Origin of the sequence: Streptomyces sp. NPDC005808 (genome assembly GCF_042871385.1) — a bacterium.
GTDB lineage: Bacteria > Actinomycetota > Actinomycetes > Streptomycetales > Streptomycetaceae > Streptomyces.
In genome coordinates, this window is sequence record NZ_JBIAIK010000012.1 from 140,437 (window position 1) to 156,818 (window position 16,382).

The 16,382-nt window shown below is 66.3% G+C and carries 19 protein-coding genes; 10 read left to right on the plus strand and 9 right to left on the minus strand.

Annotated features, from left to right (window positions below; all coding sequences use genetic code 11):
- Positions 1–63 precede the first annotated feature (63 nt).
- The 8 genes from ACFYPC_RS25565 to ACFYPC_RS25600 form a co-directional block, all read right to left on the minus strand.
- Positions 64–993 carry a type II secretion system F family protein gene (locus ACFYPC_RS25565; protein ID WP_388680389.1) on the minus strand — a complete coding sequence of 310 codons (930 nt, stop codon included), beginning with the start codon at positions 991–993 and terminating at the stop codon, positions 64–66.
- Positions 990–1,973, minus strand: coding sequence for a type II secretion system F family protein (locus tag ACFYPC_RS25570; protein WP_388680392.1), 984 nt, complete (start codon positions 1,971–1,973; stop codon positions 990–992). Before ACFYPC_RS25570 ends, ACFYPC_RS25565 begins: the two co-directional genes overlap by 4 nt.
- The gene (locus ACFYPC_RS25575) at positions 1,970–3,283 is read right to left on the minus strand and encodes a CpaF family protein (RefSeq protein WP_388680395.1); all 1,314 of its coding nucleotides are present in this window, start codon (positions 3,281–3,283) and stop codon (positions 1,970–1,972) included. The genes ACFYPC_RS25570 and ACFYPC_RS25575 overlap by 4 nt, the downstream gene beginning before the upstream one ends.
- Positions 3,280–4,143, minus strand: coding sequence for a hypothetical protein (locus ACFYPC_RS25580; RefSeq protein ID WP_388680397.1), 864 nt, complete (start codon positions 4,141–4,143; stop codon positions 3,280–3,282). Before ACFYPC_RS25580 ends, ACFYPC_RS25575 begins: the two co-directional genes overlap by 4 nt.
- 20 nt (positions 4,144–4,163) lie before the next feature.
- Positions 4,164–4,865 carry an RcpC/CpaB family pilus assembly protein gene (locus ACFYPC_RS25585; protein ID WP_388680399.1) on the minus strand — a complete coding sequence of 234 codons (702 nt, stop codon included), beginning with the start codon at positions 4,863–4,865 and terminating at the stop codon, positions 4,164–4,166.
- Positions 4,866–5,311: 446 nt separating this feature from the next.
- On the minus strand, positions 5,312–6,055 hold the full coding sequence (locus ACFYPC_RS25590) for a hypothetical protein (protein ID WP_388680401.1): 744 nt from the start codon (positions 6,053–6,055) through the stop codon (positions 5,312–5,314).
- A gap of 76 nt (positions 6,056–6,131) precedes the next feature.
- Positions 6,132–6,344 carry a bacteriocin immunity protein gene (locus ACFYPC_RS25595; RefSeq protein ID WP_388680404.1) on the minus strand — a complete coding sequence of 71 codons (213 nt, stop codon included), beginning with the start codon at positions 6,342–6,344 and terminating at the stop codon, positions 6,132–6,134.
- Between the two features lie 124 nt (positions 6,345–6,468).
- Entirely contained in the window at positions 6,469–7,116 is a 648-nt protein-coding gene (locus ACFYPC_RS25600) for a hypothetical protein (protein ID WP_388680407.1), read from the minus strand.
- Positions 7,117–7,306: 190 nt separating this feature from the next.
- On the opposite strand from ACFYPC_RS25600, the gene ACFYPC_RS25605 reads away from it, so the two are divergent.
- Positions 7,307–8,038, plus strand: coding sequence for a hypothetical protein (locus tag ACFYPC_RS25605; protein WP_388680410.1), 732 nt, complete (start codon positions 7,307–7,309; stop codon positions 8,036–8,038).
- A 472-nt stretch (positions 8,039–8,510) separates the two neighbouring features.
- Here the strand turns inward: ACFYPC_RS25605 and ACFYPC_RS25610 are convergent, their stop codons facing one another.
- Positions 8,511–8,738 carry a GntR family transcriptional regulator gene (locus ACFYPC_RS25610; RefSeq protein ID WP_266456470.1) on the minus strand — a complete coding sequence of 76 codons (228 nt, stop codon included), beginning with the start codon at positions 8,736–8,738 and terminating at the stop codon, positions 8,511–8,513.
- Between the two features lie 499 nt (positions 8,739–9,237).
- Between ACFYPC_RS25610 and ACFYPC_RS25615 the strand changes: the two genes are divergently transcribed.
- From ACFYPC_RS25615 to ACFYPC_RS25655, 9 genes are all read left to right on the plus strand, one after another.
- Entirely contained in the window at positions 9,238–9,585 is a 348-nt protein-coding gene (locus ACFYPC_RS25615) for a hypothetical protein (RefSeq protein WP_388680413.1), read from the plus strand.
- 224 nt (positions 9,586–9,809) lie between these two features.
- Positions 9,810–10,460, plus strand: a complete 651-nt coding sequence (locus ACFYPC_RS25620) for a hypothetical protein (RefSeq protein WP_388680416.1) — start codon at positions 9,810–9,812, stop codon at positions 10,458–10,460.
- The gene (locus ACFYPC_RS25625) at positions 10,448–11,488 is read left to right on the plus strand and encodes a hypothetical protein (RefSeq protein WP_388680419.1); all 1,041 of its coding nucleotides are present in this window, start codon (positions 10,448–10,450) and stop codon (positions 11,486–11,488) included. The genes ACFYPC_RS25620 and ACFYPC_RS25625 overlap by 13 nt, the downstream gene beginning before the upstream one ends.
- 60 nt (positions 11,489–11,548) lie before the next feature.
- Positions 11,549–11,848, plus strand: coding sequence for a hypothetical protein (locus tag ACFYPC_RS25630; RefSeq protein WP_388680422.1), 300 nt, complete (start codon positions 11,549–11,551; stop codon positions 11,846–11,848).
- Between the two features lies 1 nt (position 11,849).
- Positions 11,850–13,070, plus strand: a complete 1,221-nt coding sequence (locus ACFYPC_RS25635) for an enoyl-CoA hydratase/isomerase family protein (RefSeq protein ID WP_388680425.1) — start codon at positions 11,850–11,852, stop codon at positions 13,068–13,070.
- A gap of 104 nt (positions 13,071–13,174) precedes the next feature.
- The gene (locus ACFYPC_RS25640) at positions 13,175–14,092 is read left to right on the plus strand and encodes a hypothetical protein (protein WP_388680428.1); all 918 of its coding nucleotides are present in this window, start codon (positions 13,175–13,177) and stop codon (positions 14,090–14,092) included.
- A 38-nt stretch (positions 14,093–14,130) separates the two neighbouring features.
- A complete protein-coding gene (locus ACFYPC_RS25645; RefSeq protein WP_388680431.1) occupies positions 14,131–14,850 on the plus strand; it encodes a hypothetical protein in 720 nt (239 codons plus the stop codon).
- Between the two features lie 294 nt (positions 14,851–15,144).
- Complete coding sequence (locus tag ACFYPC_RS25650) at positions 15,145–15,405, plus strand: hypothetical protein (RefSeq protein WP_388680433.1); 261 nt, start codon at positions 15,145–15,147, stop codon at positions 15,403–15,405.
- 397 nt (positions 15,406–15,802) lie between these two features.
- Positions 15,803–16,375 carry a GNAT family N-acetyltransferase gene (locus ACFYPC_RS25655; RefSeq protein ID WP_388680436.1) on the plus strand — a complete coding sequence of 191 codons (573 nt, stop codon included), beginning with the start codon at positions 15,803–15,805 and terminating at the stop codon, positions 16,373–16,375.
- The last annotated feature ends 7 nt before the right edge of the window (positions 16,376–16,382 follow it).

The window sequence follows — 16,382 nt, forward strand, 5'->3', positions numbered from 1 at the left end:
TGTCCTCTCTAGTTCAAACGGGTAACGGGTAACGGGTAACGGGTAACGGGTAGGGAATGGACGTCAGACCTGGAACACGCGCATCGCCGCCGGGAAGATCAGGAAGACCAGGAAGCCGGCGCACAGCAGCAGTTGCGCCACGAGCATGGACTGCGACTTCTCGCCCGCGCTGCCCTCGATCTCGGAGAGTTCACGGTGCCGCATCGTCTCGGCGCGCGAGGCGAGCGAGTCACGCACCTTGGCGCCGTCGTCCGCGACCAGTGCCAGCGAGGCGGACAGATCCTTCAGCTCTTCGATGCCCAGTTCCTCGCCGAGCGAGCCGAGGGCCTGCCACTGGCTGACGCCGGTGATCCGGGCGTCGGCCAGCGCGCTGCGGATGCGCTGCGTCGCCCAGCCGTCGGAGATCTCGGCGGCCGCCATCAGCGCCTCGGGGAGACCCCGGCCGCCGGCCAGGCTCATCGACACCAGGTCCAGATACGCGCCGATCACGCGCCGGAGGTCACGGCGTTTGTCGGCCGCGTCCCGCCGTACCTCAAGGTCCGGGAGGAAGAAGAAGACGACGGCGAAGAGCAGGGCCAGCCAGACCGGGATGACCGGGCTGCGGCTGAAGCCGATCGTCCAGACCACCGCGAACAGGAGCGGCCCGAAGAAGACACCGCCCGCGGCCAGCAGGACCTTCGTCGCAAGAAAATTCTCCCAACTCCGGTCCAGGACGGCCAGGTCGGCGCGGAGCGAGCGCAGCTCCCAGCCCTGCTGCATATAGAACTCGGAGACGCGGACGCCCACTCGGGCCCGTGCACTGCCCAGCCGTCCGGCGTCCTTGCCGGTGCCGGCGTGGTGCGCAGACTCGTACGCCGCGCCCCGCGCCCGCATCGCGTCGATCCGCGCGACCTGCGCGACCGCGCTGCGCTTGGACGGCATGAGGGCGCGTACGAGGGCGTAGACGCCCAGGCCCAGGACGGCACCGATCAGGATCGGCATGGTCAGGTTCATCGGCGTACCGCCTCATTGCCAGGAACCGGCGTGCGGGGACGTACGAACTGCACCGACGCCTCGTCCCGCACCAGGAACCGCTCCGGCGTCTCGATCGTCGACAGCTTCCGCAGCCACCAGAAGCCGAGCGCGAACAGGCCGCAGACGCAGGCCAGTACGACCTGCCCGACCGCGGTGCCGTACGGCTCGACGAAGTCACGGTTGAAGATGGACAGGCCGAGGACGAAGGCGATGGAGACCGCGACGACGATCTGTACCGAGCGGCGGGTCGAGGAACGCTGGGCCATCACCCGCTGCCGCATGTCGACCTCCTCGCGCGCCGACTTGGCGAGCGCGCCCAGGACTTGGCGCAGTCCCGGTCCGCGCAGCCGCGCGTTGAGGATGAGCGCGGCGACGATGATGTCGGCGGACGCGTCGTTGATCTCGTCGGCGAGGTGCTGCAGGCCCTCGGGTAGCGGCGTGCGGGAGCGCAGCCGGTCGACCAGCGCGTCGAGGTGCGGGCGCAGTACGGGAGCGGCGGCGCGTGCGGAGGCGGGGATCGCCTGCTCCAGGCCGACCGCGCCCGCGATGGTGTCGCGCAGCGACTCGGTCCAGGAGGCGAGGGCCTCCACGCGGCGCATGGCGGCCTTTTCCTCCGAGGCACCGCCGAAGAGCTTGTCCCAGAAGAAGACGAGGATCGCGGTCGCGATTCCGGCGACGGCCCAGCGGGTGAGCAGGAGGATGGCGACCCCGGCGATGGCCGCGATCGAACCGCGCTGCCCGGCGAACCGGATCAGCTCGCTCGCCCGTTCACTCGCCTTCTGCTTCTCGTGTTCGGGCTTGACGGGCAGTCCGCGTACGGCGACGGCGAGCAGCGCGAGGCCGCCGCCTACGGCGACCCCGCACACGAGCGCGTACAAGACGGAGGTGGAGAACAGCCCGCCCATGGAACCGAGCGAGTCGAGCGCGGCGAGAGGCGTCATTTCGTGGGTCATGGTCATCCCCAACTCCCGCTGCCCGGCAGCCGATAGCCCTGCGCGACGAGGTCGTCGAGGCACGCTATGGGCGCATGCGGAACGATCCGGCCGTCCGGGGCCTCGGCGAACACCTCGCTGGACAGCACGCGTCCGTCGACGCCGTTGACCTCGCGGACGGAGGTCACCATGCGCTGGAGACGGCCGCCCGTGTCGTAGTTGTTGCGCCGCTGGATGAAGACGACGAAGTTCACCGCGCCGGCGATGAGCATCTGGCTGGCCTCGATCGGCAGCCCTTCCTTCGCCTGGAGGGCGTACGTCGAGATGCGGTTGAAGACCTCGCTGGAGCTGTTCGCGTGGATCGTGGACAGCGAACCGTCGTTGCCCTGCGACATCGCGTTGAGCATCGTGACGATCTCGTCGCCGAGTACCTCACCGACGATGACGCGGGAGGGGTTCATGCGCAGCGAGCGGCGTACCAACTCGGCCATGGAGATGGTGCCTTGGCCCTCGGAGTTGGGGAGGCGCTCCTCGAAGGCCACGACGTTCGGGTGGAGGTCGGCGAAGGTGTCGAGGCCGAGTTCCAGGGCGCGTTCGACGGTGATGAGGCGCTCGTGCGGCGGGATCTCGTTGGCGAGGGCGCGCAGCAGCGTCGTCTTTCCGGCGTTCGTGGCGCCCGCGATCATGATGTTCTTGCGCGCGCGGACGGCGCACGCGAGGAAGTGCGCGACCTCGGGCGCGATCGTCCCGTTGCCGACCAGGTCGGACACGAAGACCTTGCCCATCCGCGCGCGACGGATGGAGAGGGCGGGCCGGCGCGTCACGTCCATGACGGCGGACAGTCGCGACCCGTCCGGAAGCCGCAGGTCGAGCTGGGGGTTGGCGGAGTCGAAGGGGCGGGAGGAGAGCCCGGAGTACGCACCGAGGATCTGGATGAGCTCGATCAGTTCCTCGTCGCTCTCGGCGACGGGATCCCCCTTCTCCTCCCGGCCGTCCGCGTACCCGACGAAGACCTGGTCGTACCCGTTGATGTCGATGTTCTCGACGTCCGGGTTGTCGAGCAGCGGCTGGAGGCGGCCGACACCGAAGAGCGCGGCGTGCACGGCGGCCGCGTACTGCTCCTCGGTCTCGGCGTCGAGCGGTGTCCGGCCGAGGTTGATCTCGGTGCGGGCGTAGTCCTCGAGTATCTGGGCGATGACGGCGCGCGCGTAGTGCCGTTCGTCCTCGTTGGACATCGGTGTGACGCCGCGGACCTGGTCCTCGCGGCGCTGATCGGAAATACGGTCACCGGCGTCCTGCCGGAACCGCTTGACCAGCTGGTGGTCGACCGCGGTCATCGGCCGGCCCCGGCGGCGGGCTGTCCGTGAGGTCCGGGGACCTGGCCGTGCGCGGGTACGGCCCATGCGGCGCCGTACTGCTGGTACAGGTCCGACGTGACCTTACGGGCGGAGCGGATGAGCAGCGACTTGTCGAGCCGCCCGCGCTTGCGCCCGGCCAACTGGTCGGCGCCGGAAGGGTCGTCGGCGAGCGTGCCGACAACCCGCGCACCGGTCTGCGCCGCTACGAGCATGTCGTTGACCTGGTGGACGAGCTTGGCGGAGTCACTCGGGTCGGCGATCAGGATCACGCCGATCAGCGGGTTGGCGAGGGTGGCCGCGCCGCGGCCGCCGCCGTGCAGCTTCGCGGAGAGGGCGGCTGCCCGGTCCCGGACACGGGCGATCGCCTCCGGCTCCGTGCGCGAGAGCAGCAGTACGAGGGCGGCGTGCGGGAAGAGTTCGACGGCGGGGGTGTCTCCGCTGATCCGGCCGCAGTCGGCGATGACGTCGGCGGGCGCGTGCGGGGAGTCGGCGAGCTGCGCGAAGGCGCGGCCCAGGGTGGGCCACAACCCGGCGAGTCCGGCGGCCTGCTCGGCGACACCGAGCCCGACGAGGACTTCGAGGCCGCCGCTCAACGGCTGCACGTGGTCCCAGAGTTGATCCGGTACGAGGCCGCGGCGGGCCGTCGCCGCTATCGACAGCATGCCGGTGTTGGGGTTGAGCGGACCGCCGTGCGCTGCGGCGCTGCGGTACACGAGGTCACCGCCGGCGGGGTCCGTCTCCGCGAGCAGGACCCGGCGGGGCCAGACGGCCGACAGGGCTACCGCGGCGGTGGTGACGCCGGGGGAACCCTTGTCGGCGGCGAGGGCGATGAGCGCCATGTCTCTTTACTCACTCGCCTTTAGTTGCTGGGGATGAGAACGAGGGCGACTTCGCCGGCCGAGGAGGCCTGAGCGACGGCGGCCGCGTCCGCACTGTCCACGGTGAGCGTGACCGGGAGGCTGGTGCTGCTGATGGTGCTGTCGGACTTGTCCTTGACGTCGCTGATCTCAGCCCTGTCGACGATGAGTGTGCTGTCGGCGCTTCCGGCACTCGACGAGCTGCCGCTGTCGCCACTGACGCGGTACACGGCCACGACGTCGCCCGGCTGGATGCCGTCGGGGTACTGGCCTTCCTTGAGGGCGAGGCCTACGGAGGCCTTGCCCGCGGGGATGGCCGGGGTCTTGGTGAACATGTCCACGATGACGACGGTCCCCGCATAGATGGGAGACTTGGCCTTGTACGTCTTGAGGTCTTGCCGCTGCGACCACTTGACGTACCTGATACCGGAGTCGGCCGCGACCAGGACCGAGGTCATGTTGCTGTCGTTGACGGCGTCCCCGGCCTGGATGTTGTCCGTCACCTGGACGACCTCGATCCGGTCCCCCGCACGCAGCACCAGCATGGTCGCGCCCAGCGCACCCACCAGGATCAGAAGCACCGCGAGAGCGGCGAGCGCGGGTTTGCGCTCGCGAGGCGGCGCGGGAAGGCGCTCGCCCATCGCCGGGTGGACCGGCGCAGCGGAACGGTTGTTGCCCGCCCCCGTACGCTCTTGGATCTTCACGCAACCGCTCCCCGTACACCCAAGAAGATTTCGACCAATTACCGCGCCAACCGGGACACTCCACCCCCGGTACGCCTCTGCCGGACGTACCGCCCGACCTGGCCGAACAGCCAGCGCGGAGGCGAGTCTCAAGCCATGGCACCGTATCAGCCGCGCATAAGCCCCTCAAGGCGCGCTGCGGCTCGCGAACCTCACAGGGCTCGACGTTATACAGCTGCAATCAGGGGTGGGGGCTGCCGTGTTGAGCAAGGGCTTCCGGGAGGCGAAGGTGCTGTGCAGCAGCGAATCTCCTGACCTGCCACCTTCGTGGGCTCGTCACGCGGTGTACACGAGGCCTGCACGAGGTGCTCACTGGCGGGGGCGGGGCGGCATGATCTTTCGGCCACGAGGGGGCGCCCCCAGGCAACTTGCGACGGACACGACACCTGCACCGCGCCTCGGCGCCTTCAGTCCCGCAGCCGGGCGGCGGCAAAGTCGAGGAGTTCAGCAAGTTCGATCTCACGGGGCGCACTGTCCGGGCCACCCTCCTCGGCAATGGACCAGCCGTTGTCCCACTCCACACGCCACACCCTTCCGTGCCGGTTCTCGAACTCGACAAAGCTGCCCGGGGCACCTTCCATCTCGTGGATTTCTTGCAGGAGGATCCGCGGAGAGGTCAGAGCGCGTCCCGGGTTGTTGCTGCCGCCGCCGGTGCGGGGATTGTCGAACCTCATCTTCAGGAACGGGACAGGCTCCCGTCCGATCTCCGCGGGATGGAGCATCTTCGCGTACCTGGCTTCCGCTTCGGCGAGGCTTTCGCGCCCGGAGAACTCGCAGGCGTACGCGGGGAAGACGATGTAGGTCACGGCTGTGAGCTGTGGGTTCTGCGCCTTGTGATGCCCGTGCACCTCCGGAACGGCGGCCGCGCCGGTGTTGAAGGCATAGCCGGGCGCACTGAGCCCCTCCCCGAATCCAATGAACCGTCCCTCGCCGAGCAGTTCGTCCTCGTGATCACGAGCGAAGGACAGTACAGCCCGGGCGAGATTCTCATCGTGCTTGCCTCGTTGGTTCGTCTGCAGGAGGCGCTTCCCGTCACGGGTCAGAGCTCCTGCGAAGTGCAGCACGGGGTTGAGGCTCCACTGCCAGGCCTGCTCCAGATCGCCAAGGGGTGCCACATTGCGGAATCCGGCGATGGTGGACTGAAGATCCATGGTTCCTTCCGAGATTGCCCCGGATGTCAGAGCGGAAGTGGTTCGGGCTGGTTTCCGGGTTCTGCGGAAAGCAAGTTCACAGTTCAATGGGGCGATAGGTCAGAGCCTGGTCCACTACTTCCTCTGCCTTGAGCTCGGGATCTGAGTAATAGATCAAGTCGGTTACCCGCGGATGCAGGACACTGTTCTTCAGTTCCTCCATGAGTGCGTCTTCCTCATCTTCCGGGAGAGTCGCGTCAATGAGCTGCTGCACCATTTGAATGAGCTCATCACGGGTCTTCGAGATCATGAATGCATCCTCTCAACTTGATCCTGCTAACTGCCGTAGTGATAGCCACCGTCAAGGATCTCTTTTTACCGCTGGATCCTGACGTCCAGGCCGTCTTCACCCGCTTCGGCCAGACGGTGGGCTACTACTCCGCGAAGCGGAACGTCGACGTGATCGCGTCGAAGATGTCGAAGAAGGAGTCCGCGAGGTCGAGGACCTGGCTGCTCCCGGCAACGAGGGCGACCTTGCCCTCCTGCCCCGGCACGGGCACGAAGGTTTGCATGAGCACGGCACGAATGGTGCGGTTCAGAGCGTCGTCGGGTACGACGATGTCCTCGATGCCGTACGTCCGCGCGGCCGGACCCACGCCTGGGATGTCGACCGTCGTCACCTTGCGCCAGGCGTCCCCCTCCTTCTTGGCCTCGCGCACGGAGAGTTGACTCGCCATGGTCTGGGGATCGGTGGAGAGGGGCTCCCCGGTCGCGGAACGACCGCCGACTATCGAGACGGTGACCGAACCGGTGATCGGGGAGTCGCCGCCGAAGGCCTCGGCCATGCAACCGCAGTACAGCGCGCCGGACTTCCAGGCATCGGCCGCGGCCTTCTGCAGGAACGCGGCATACGTGTCACGGTACTTGGCCAGCTCCGGCCGCTGCCGGACCCGCTCGTCGACCATCCGCCGTATCGAGTCGTCACGCGACTCGGGCCGCACGTCGAACTCCCACCACGACTCCGGCACCTTGATCCGAAACCCACCGCGCTCAATGGTGAGCGTGTCCATATACCGGGCCATGGTGTGTCCTCCCGTCCCCTCTGCTCCTGTGCACGCCTGCATGGCTGCTCGACTGCGCCTGTTCGACTGTTCGACTGTTCGACTCGGGGCAGCCTACGAGGTGGCTGCACCAGGCCAAGGCGTGGGCGGCGTCCGCACCCGGCTATCGTCCGTAGCCTCCTCACTTCTGGATCAAGGAGCCCGTCCCCCCATGAAGCGCACCGCCCTGGCCGCGTCCACGCTCGCCCTCACCGTCCTCACCGCCTGCGCAGGCGGTACCTCGGACACCACCGCTGACGGCGACAAGCCGAAGGCCTCGGCCTCCGCCTCCCAGTCCGAGCAGCTCAGCCCAGCCGACCGGCTCGCGAAGCTGATGATCACCAAGGCGGACCTCGGGGGCGACTACGACGTGGAGGAGTACTCCCTGGACGGCGAGTATGTCTTCGCCAAGACCCAGGACGAGGTCACCATCGACAACCCCGTCTGCACCCCGCTGGTATACGTGGCGAACCAACTCCCCCTCGGCGACTCGCAGGCCTTCGTCACCGCCCACGTCTCGACGAACGTGCTCACAGACGGATCCAACTACGTCACGCTCATCGCCTACGAGGGAGAGGGCCAGGCGGAGTCGGCCATGGCCGGCCTCTCCGAAGCGGTGACTTCCTGCGGCGACGGGTTCACCGCCGAGGCGAACGGCAGCTCCAGCACGCACGACTCCGTCACCGCCGAGAAGGCCGACACAGCGGGCGACGAGTCCCTCGCCTTCAAGACCACGCTGACGTTCAGGGAGATCACGCACACGATGCACGGTGCCGCCGTGCGCAGCGGTGATGTCATCGCCGTCTACTTCTCGGTGAACGGCATGGCCATCGCCAACTCGAACCCCAGCGACGCCAAGCTCCCGGCCGCCGTAGTCCAGGCGCAGAACGCGAAGCTCGGCTGAGCACCACGGGTCGTGCAACCGCTGAGGCCCAGTGCCGTGGACAGAGCGACGCCGGGCCCTGGGCGAGGCATACCCCGAGTACGCAAAGCATGGGCCCGTGGTCACGAACAGCGTCGCCCAGGTGCCCGTGAGGCTCTTGCCGACTGCGGCGACAGGGACAATCTGCCCGACCGAGCGGGCCGAGCGGGACTGTGCAGACGCCCGCCATGACGAGGGTGTTCAGGCGTACGCCGTGAGGGGTGCGTTCAGCACTACGCCTGCGCTCCGCCAGCCTGGCAAAGAGGGCGCCTGCAAGCAGCATGCTGCGCCCGCGAGCGGCAGCGCTGCCACAGGCCGGGGCACCGACGCGCGCCGGTCCGGTCCGGTCGCGACAGCGAGCGGGATCACGCCGGTCGCGATTCACGCCCCGTCGGGCCCGGTGAACTTGCCGCCGGCCTGCCCTGTCGGCGGCGCACCCCCACCTGCCCCTCGGTCACCGGTCGGCGACGAAGGATCCCATGCCTCGCGTGGTGGTGATCAGCCCTTCCGCTCGCAGAGCGGCGGTCGCCTTGCGAACCGTCTCGCGAGCAACTCCGAATTCCTGTTCCAGCTTCACTTCGGAGATCAGGCCGCGAACGGGGTACTCGCCGCTGGCGATTCGCTGCCGAACCACCTCAGCGATCTGCTGCCACTTGGGCCTTGTCGGATCAAATTCGAACACAGGCGAACTGTACGTAGCACCCAGCATGAAGTCATAGAGGCCCCTCACCCCCCATATAGGTAGACAACCCCCGACAAGAGCCCCTACGGTTCTAAGACAGACCCCGGCGACGGATGCGAGCCGTCCCGGGGCGTGGCCGAACGCTTCAAAGGAGCGCCAGCGTGCGAAACCCTATCCTCCGACCCACCGCCCTCCGGCTACTCTCCTGGATCCTCACCGCCTTAACACCGCGCCCGAGCGGCCGACACCGAGCAGCCCACCTCATCTGGCACCTCGCGACCGCGCTCGCTCCCCAACTCCCCCACCACGCCAGCCCACTTGATGGCGCCGCCTCACCCCTCGTACGCCCCTACCTCCTGGGCAATGCCGAGTCACACCTGGAAGCCCGCCGCCAACGCGAACGCCGCCGCGCCCTCTACCTCGCCACACTCGGCATCGACATCGGCCCGCACCACATCTACGGCATCCCCATCCACGGCGTCGCTGGGGGAGCCACCCGATGACCGCCCGCCCACCGGTCCGCATGTGCGCCCGCTGCCAGCGCACCACCGACGAACCGGTCCTGGTCCACGAGGTACACGCGGCCACCGGCCCCGGCTTCAACGTCTACGCCTGCCCGGACTGCGCCGACCACTACCCACCCCAGACGGACCCGCTGGAACTCCTCGAACCCGAGGCGCCAAGACCGTCCCGGATGACCATCCGCGTCTACAAGGTCGACGCAGGAGGCGCCGTCATCCAAGAGCGCAGCGAACCCCGCACATGGACCGGCAGCCCCATCGACCCCACCCCACAGACCTCGGCCTTCCCGCCGTGCAGCTGCCCTGGATGCGGGACAGCCCGATAGCTCCCGCGAAGACACGCACATGATTCTGGCCCCGGACGCCACCCCGACGTCCGGGGCCAGACCCGTTCAAAGGCGGACACGATCAGGGCACAGAAGACGAACACTTTACCCCGCTAAATCATCAATCATTCGCATCTTGGAGGAAGTTCAGCCTGGCGAAACCAACAGCCCCACCGATACCGTTACTGCTCTCAACTGCATCTTTGTCTCACGGGGAGTCCACTGTGAAGCGCCGCTCTTTGCCCGTTGCTGCCGCGCTCGCCGCGACCGCAGCCCTGCTGCTGACCGCGTGCGGCGGCGGGGACGACAGTTCGAAGGACAGCGACAAGATCGCGGGGGCCGACACCGGCGAGACGACGACGTCGACTTCGCCGAGCGCAACGGGCGCCGCCAGCCGCCCCGAGATCAGCCTTCCGGACGACCTCAGCGACACCTTCGAAAGCTGGAAGACCGGCGATGCGACCAAGGACGCCGTCCTCGCAGATGTCCAACAGAGGGTCGACGCAACGAACTACGCCATCGCTGAGGGGAACCCGGAGTTGCCCGCCCTCAGCTTCTACTACAGCGACACCGCCCTGGCCGACGCCAAGGACTGGGTCGAATCCATCGTGAAGGACGATTACTCGATCACGGGCGTAAATCGGTACTACAACCCCAAGATTGACGTCTTCGACGCTTCGTCGGCGGGAGTCGTGTACTGCGAGGATCAGTCGAAGGCTTACGCGAAGGACCGCAAGTCGGAGAAGGTCTATAAAACGGCTGTGACCAAGAATTCCTATGTCCTTTACACCACGCGGCTCGAAAAGAGCGCGCAGGGTGTCTGGCAGACAACAAAGCTCACCTCCCAGAGGGGACACAAGTCATGCACGCCGTAGCTGCCCGCAGCCGAGTCCTCTTGGTCGGCCTTCTCTCGGGAGCACTCGCCCTGACACCGGGAATCGCGTTCGCGGACTGGCCGCCAGAGTCGGGTACGCAGGGCAACACCAAGCAGACCGCGAGCTCCAACGCCGGCACCCTGATCTCGAAGGTGACGTATTCCGGCTCCGTGCGAGCCAGCGGCAGCGAGAGCGCGATCCAGCCAGTAGTCAACTGGTCCCCACCTGCGTGCTGGTACGAGCCCCGTTCGGTTGCGGAGTTCGAGAATTACGTCGAGACGATGTACGAGGAGACGATCAATACCCCCGGTCAGGCCAATTACGCAAAGGCAGCCGTTGGCCAGTTCCGGGAGATCTACAAAGACGGCGAGTACAAGGATTACAACGGCGACAAGGCCGACGAGGGCGCCTGGTGGGTCGCCGTCCAGAACCCTGATCGCGTCGACGACCCGGCAAGCTGGGAATGCAGCAAGCTGCCCTTCTGGGTCGAGAACAACGATGATCCCGGCGTCGACCAAGCAGCCACGCCACAGGTGCTCGCTGAAGCGGCCTACAACGCGATTCAGCTCCCAGACACCAAGGTCGACCTCGCCCCCGAGGGCACCACCAAGGTCAACCTCCCCACCTGGGCTTGGCTCGACAACGCCCAGTTCAAGGAGGTTGCGGTGACCGCGGCCCTCAACGTCGCCGGGCTCAACATCCAGGCGACAGCTACGGCGAAGCCCGTCTCGCTCAGACTTGAGCCAGGCACCAGCGACGCCGAGACCTACCCGACCTCCGGCGTCTGCAGGATCAAAGGTGATGAGTCCATCGGCGAGCCCTACACCCAGGGCAAGTCCGACGAGACCCCGCCCTGCGGCATCAAGTACCTCCGCTCGTCGGGCGACGGCACATTCAATCTCAAGGCGACCATCACCTGGGATATCGCCTGGACAGGAACCGGCGGCGCAGGAGGAGACCTCCCCGACGGAACCTTCGGCACCGACCAGGCAGTCACTGTCCAGGAAATCCAGTCCGTCAACCGCTGATCAGCTGCCACTGCCCCCGAACTCGACGTCGCCGCCCCTCAGGAACCAGGACTCCACCGTATGAGTGACCTGCGCCTCGAAGACACCATCTTCCAGGATCTGAAGAAGACCTTCTCCACCATCAGCGACCGCATGGAATCAACCCGCCGCAGCCTGCGCAACACCGACGCCTCGGCCGTCGGTCAGAGCCAACTCATCGAGGACGTACAGGACTTCGCCGACGAGTGGGGTTACGGCATCAAACAGCTCGGCAAGCACACCAGCGGCGCGGTTAAGATGATCAACAAGATAGGCGAATCGTTCAGCCAACTCGATCTGGACCTCGCCGAATCACTCAAGGCTCCGAAGAAGGGCAAGTGACGTGGCCGGCAAGCGCCCAGCCTTTCCGCACATAGGCTGGGACCCCACCCCCGGAGACGTGGAAGACACCCGGGAACTCGCCAGGAAACTCGGCAGTCTGGCAAGCGAGTTGGGGACGGCTCTGAAGGAGCTGGAGCGGATCGAATGCGGAGCGTGGAAGGGCAAGACCGCGCTCGCCTTCACCGAGTACATCGGCCAGGACGTCGCCCCCCTCATCAGCAAGAGCCACGATTCCTTCGACAAGGCCTCCCGCGCCCTGCACCGCTGGGCCAACGAACTGCACGACTTCCAGGACGAGGCGAACCGGCTCGAAAAGTCCGCCGGGGAGAAACTCGAAGCCAGAGAAACGGCCGAGCAGAAGGCCGAGGGCAAGGGCAGCGAGGACCTTGCCAAGGCCTCCGGCGCGGTGGACGAGGTCACCGGCAAGGTCCACGACCTTGAGGAGCGGTACAAGCATGCCGCCGAGAAGATCAGCAAGGAACTGGACAAGGCCGCCGACATCGCCCCGGACGAGCCCGGTTTCTGGGACAAGCTGGGCAACGGCATCGGCGACGCCTGGGATGCCACCGGCGACTGGCTCAAAGACCACGCCGACCTGATCAAGACGATCGGCGATGTCCTCGGCGACATCACCGCCGTGCTGGGCATGCTCGCCATCGTCACCCTTCCCTTCCCGCCCCTCGCCGCCATCTTCGGCACGGCCGCACTCATCGGCGCCGGGCTCACACTGGCGGCCCACGGCATTGCCAAGGCGGCCGGTGCGGACGTGAGCTGGATGCAGATCGGGCTCGACGCGGTGGGCCTGTTGCCAGGGATCGGGATGTTCGGCAAGGGCATCAAGGTGGTGGGGGTAGCCAAGGCTGGGGCCACGGCGAGCAAACTGGGCAAAGGGTTTCAGGCAACCAAGATCACCGGTAGCTCACGGGTCATGCTGTCCTTCGGGGAGGAATCCATGAAAATCACAGGAGGGCTCGGCAAGGCCGGCTTGGTGAAGATCGGAGGCACGTCCAGGAATGTTTTTGAGGTCGCACATGCGACAAGCGGCTTGGCGTCACGCATGGGGGGCCTCGCCTACGCGGGCTATCACCCAGGCCAGTTGATGGGCACCAAGGGAATCAACGCCTTCGGAGGAAGCGTCAACCCATTCGGAGTCGTCGGGAGGGCTCTCGACGGAGGAATCAAGGTGGCACCCAAGATCTACGCGCATGTGACTGATGATTAGTTTGATGAATCGACCGAGTGCAACTGAGCGTCTGACGCGATGTGACAGACTGAAGCGCGAAAGAATCGGGCACAAGGCCGCGACGAAGGAGAATTGTCACCGATATGAGCATTTGGCGGCCCGAATCAGGTGAGACACTTATCGCCCGCGCTCCGGTCACTTTCGCCACAGGAGCGGCCATGCGTGTCAGAGGAATGCGATGGTTTCGCGACACTGAACGCAATGACATTCAGAACGAATTGGCCGGTTGGCCGGCAGGGCCGACGTTTGCGGCTCATTCGACCGGCGGGACGGTGGCCCGGAATACTGTCAAAGGTGTGGCAATCGCTGCTGGTGTCGCCGTCCTCGGATTCCTCTTCTCCCACGGAGGCAACATCGGCGGCACCCCGGCCTCCGATCCCGGTACGGACACCTCGAACGACCGGGCAGACGAGGTCGACGACTTCCCCGTCATGTGGGCCGCGCCGGGCACTATCGCCCGTACCCTGCCCTGGCAGCTTGACCCCGCCCGCTCTCCCGCCAAGCGCTACCGCACACACGCGGTCATCACAGACCGGCGGCTCGTAATCGTGGGATTCCCCTACGTCAAAGGGAACGAGAACCTGATTGACGACGAGTTCCTTTGGGAGACCCCTCGAAGCACCATCGAAAGGGTCGAACTGCGGAACTTCAAGATGGCGCTCGACGCAAAGATTTACTTCACTGATGGATCGTGGTGCAGGGTAAGCAGCGTGCAACGAGAGAGGCTCACTCGATATCTCATCGAACCTTTTGACTTCATTCCATTGGATTCACTCACTTCAGCACAGCGGAACACTGCAGAAACCTTTGCAGCGGCTCAGGCGCCGGATGCCCAACCGCCCCTTGTGAAGCGGAATCCGTGCGGCTGCCTCCGTATCGAGGTGCTGGCGCCGAGCACAACGCACGCGTTCTTTGGTCACTCCAGCCTGAACACGGTCATGAATGAGAGCGGTGCTGAACTCAAGATTACGGAGTACCACCCGGAAGACTACTTGACCTGACACTCGCCCCGCCCGATCAGAACGGCCCGCCCTTTCACATGAGCCCCGCCCCCGACCCCGCGAAAACCTTGCAAGTCAGCCCCGCCAACGGGAACCTCCCGCCCCTCTGGTTCCTCGCCCCGGAGGGCTTCTTCGCCCTCCCCCTCGCGGCCACCCCCGAAGAACGCACCGAGCGTGCCCTCTCCTTCGTACGCGAGCTGTACTCACGAGGCGACGACAGCATTTGGGAGCCGGCTGCCCCGTACTACGCGGCAATAGCCGAGCTCATGGGAGATACCGGTGTCTCTTACGCCGCCATGGGCTTGTTCTCGACAGCGGATGAAGTCGATGCCCCCGAAGGGGAGGTGATCAGGCACGAGCCTGCCGACGGCGTCGCCCAATGTGCCCTCACCGTGGCCATTGTCTCCACGGACCAGGCGGCCGACGACACCGACATCGTGGCCCAGGGCATCCTCGCGACTCTCTCCAGCGATCCGTTCAACGACGCCATCTGGCTCGACCTGCCGTGCGGTCCGGCAGTGTCCTGCATCACCGTGCGCGAGTACCCACTCACCCCGGAAATGACGGCGACCGGCGAGGAGACGAAGCTCCTCGCCGGGCAGATCCAGGTCCATGTCCCTTTTCCCACAGGCCCGTTCACTGCGGTCTTCACTCTCCACACGGCCTCCATGGACCACTGGACCGAGATCTACCGCCTGCTGTCGTCCATCCTCCAGACCGTCTCCTTCGTCGAGCCGGCGGCTGAGCTGCTCCCATGATCCAGCCCGTGATCCAGCCCACGACCCAGCCGGACGAGACACTCGGCGCCCAGCCGTCCCGAACGTCCTTTGGCGACCTATGAGGTGTCCTCACTGGTCTTGGGATGGGGGACCGTCTTGGTGGCCGTCCTCTGGGGCACCGTCAGCGGGTACCGCCTCCCCCGGCCCCTGAAGGACGAGACGGCGTAGACCTGCTCGGCCTAACAGGGGAGATCCGATGCCTAGTTCAGGCCTTCCCCGACAAACCGGTCACCGTCGCCGTGACCAGGTTGGCCGAGCGGCGTTCATCAGAGCATGCGAAAGATCATCGTCAGCGGCCTGCTGGCCACCGCAGTCCTCACGACTTCCACGCCCGCCTTCGCCGACAACGACAGCAACTTCGGCAGTGGCGTCAACGCGGCCAACAACTGGAACTTCACCGCGGCGGCCGTATGCCTTCAGGAGGTCGCTGTCGTGCCGGTCCTGGGCGACTGGGTGGGCGACCACACCAACAACTGCACGAACGGCAACGTCATCGACCATGCCTCTGACGCCGTCCGGGCTCTCACCCCCTGACCAGTCCGGCGGTCACACTGGGAGGCCCCGACACCGAGGCCTCCCAGTGGAACTCCAGGTCTCGACCCCCCTCAAGATGCGCAGACGGCAGACGTTCGACTGAGGAAGCCCTCTTCGAGGGCTAAGCAGTGACTCACAGTCACGAACCGCAGGACCCAAGCCAGACGCATCAAACTGAAGCGCCTGACCGGGCGCGGAATCATTGATGCCCGAGCAGGGGCTGTTCACCAGGGCGTGACCGTAACCGCCCGGGCAAACCCACCACCTGCCCATTCACATCGTTCTGCCGGCCCGCGGCGGGCGGCGCGCAGCCCCCCGAGGAAACCCGTTGCGAGTGACCCGCATCGGATGTCTGATTGATCGGCCCGGCCCACCGATCACGGGATGGAACGTGAGCATGTCGCTGCCTACCCCCTCGTTGCAGACCTCTCGCCTTCGACTGCGCGCCTTCGAAGACGCGGACGCGAACGACCTTTTCGCGCTGCAGAGCAACGCCTACGTGCTGCGCTACTGGGACGAACCACCGTGGACCGAACGCGCGCGCGCCGAGAAGTTCATCACCCGTTGCCGAGAGATGGAAAAGGAAGGCACCGGGGCGCGGCTGGCCGTGGATCGTGTCTCCGACGGGGCGTTCATCGGCTGGGGCACCCTGAACAGATGGAGTCCGGACTTCCGCAGCGCGTCGCTGGGCTACTGCTTCGACGAAGCAGCGTGGGGGCACGGCTATGCGACCGAGGCCGCGCGCGCTTTGCTGCAGTGGGCATTCGACACGCTGGACCTCAACCGCGTCCAGGCTGAGGCCGATACGCGCAACGTGGCATCTGCCCGCGTGCTGGAGAAGCTCGGCTTCGTGCGCGAAGGGACGTTGCGAGAAGACTGCGTCGTCAACGGCGAGGTCTCTGACTCGTGGGTCTACGGGCTGATCAGACGGGAGTGGCGGCCGTCGTCCGAGCCCGCTCCCGCCCGCTGAGTCCCAG

What these genes read in the sequence shown, in the direction of transcription:
- ACFYPC_RS25565 (WP_388680389.1), bottom strand. Translation starts at nt 993, where the DNA reads ATGAACCTGACCATGCCGATCCTGATCGGTGCCGTCCTGGGCCTGGGC.
- ACFYPC_RS25570 (WP_388680392.1), bottom strand. Translation starts at nt 1,973, where the DNA reads ATGACCATGACCCACGAAATGACGCCTCTCGCCGCGCTCGACTCGCTC.
- ACFYPC_RS25575 (WP_388680395.1), bottom strand. Translation starts at nt 3,283, where the DNA reads ATGACCGCGGTCGACCACCAGCTGGTCAAGCGGTTCCGGCAGGACGCC.
- ACFYPC_RS25580 (WP_388680397.1), bottom strand. Translation starts at nt 4,143, where the DNA reads ATGGCGCTCATCGCCCTCGCCGCCGACAAGGGTTCCCCCGGCGTCACC.
- ACFYPC_RS25590 (WP_388680401.1), bottom strand. Translation starts at nt 6,055, where the DNA reads ATGGATCTTCAGTCCACCATCGCCGGATTCCGCAATGTGGCACCCCTT.
- ACFYPC_RS25595 (WP_388680404.1), bottom strand. Translation starts at nt 6,344, where the DNA reads ATGATCTCGAAGACCCGTGATGAGCTCATTCAAATGGTGCAGCAGCTC.
- ACFYPC_RS25600 (WP_388680407.1), bottom strand. Translation starts at nt 7,116, where the DNA reads ATGGCCCGGTATATGGACACGCTCACCATTGAGCGCGGTGGGTTTCGG.
- ACFYPC_RS25605 (WP_388680410.1), top strand. Translation starts at nt 7,307, where the DNA reads ATGAAGCGCACCGCCCTGGCCGCGTCCACGCTCGCCCTCACCGTCCTC.
- ACFYPC_RS25615 (WP_388680413.1), top strand. Translation starts at nt 9,238, where the DNA reads ATGACCGCCCGCCCACCGGTCCGCATGTGCGCCCGCTGCCAGCGCACC.
- ACFYPC_RS25625 (WP_388680419.1), top strand. Translation starts at nt 10,448, where the DNA reads ATGCACGCCGTAGCTGCCCGCAGCCGAGTCCTCTTGGTCGGCCTTCTC.
- ACFYPC_RS25630 (WP_388680422.1), top strand. Translation starts at nt 11,549, where the DNA reads ATGAGTGACCTGCGCCTCGAAGACACCATCTTCCAGGATCTGAAGAAG.
- ACFYPC_RS25640 (WP_388680428.1), top strand. Translation starts at nt 13,175, where the DNA reads ATGAGCATTTGGCGGCCCGAATCAGGTGAGACACTTATCGCCCGCGCT.
- ACFYPC_RS25645 (WP_388680431.1), top strand. Translation starts at nt 14,131, where the DNA reads ATGAGCCCCGCCCCCGACCCCGCGAAAACCTTGCAAGTCAGCCCCGCC.
- ACFYPC_RS25650 (WP_388680433.1), top strand. Translation starts at nt 15,145, where the DNA reads ATGCGAAAGATCATCGTCAGCGGCCTGCTGGCCACCGCAGTCCTCACG.
- ACFYPC_RS25655 (WP_388680436.1), top strand. Translation starts at nt 15,803, where the DNA reads ATGTCGCTGCCTACCCCCTCGTTGCAGACCTCTCGCCTTCGACTGCGC.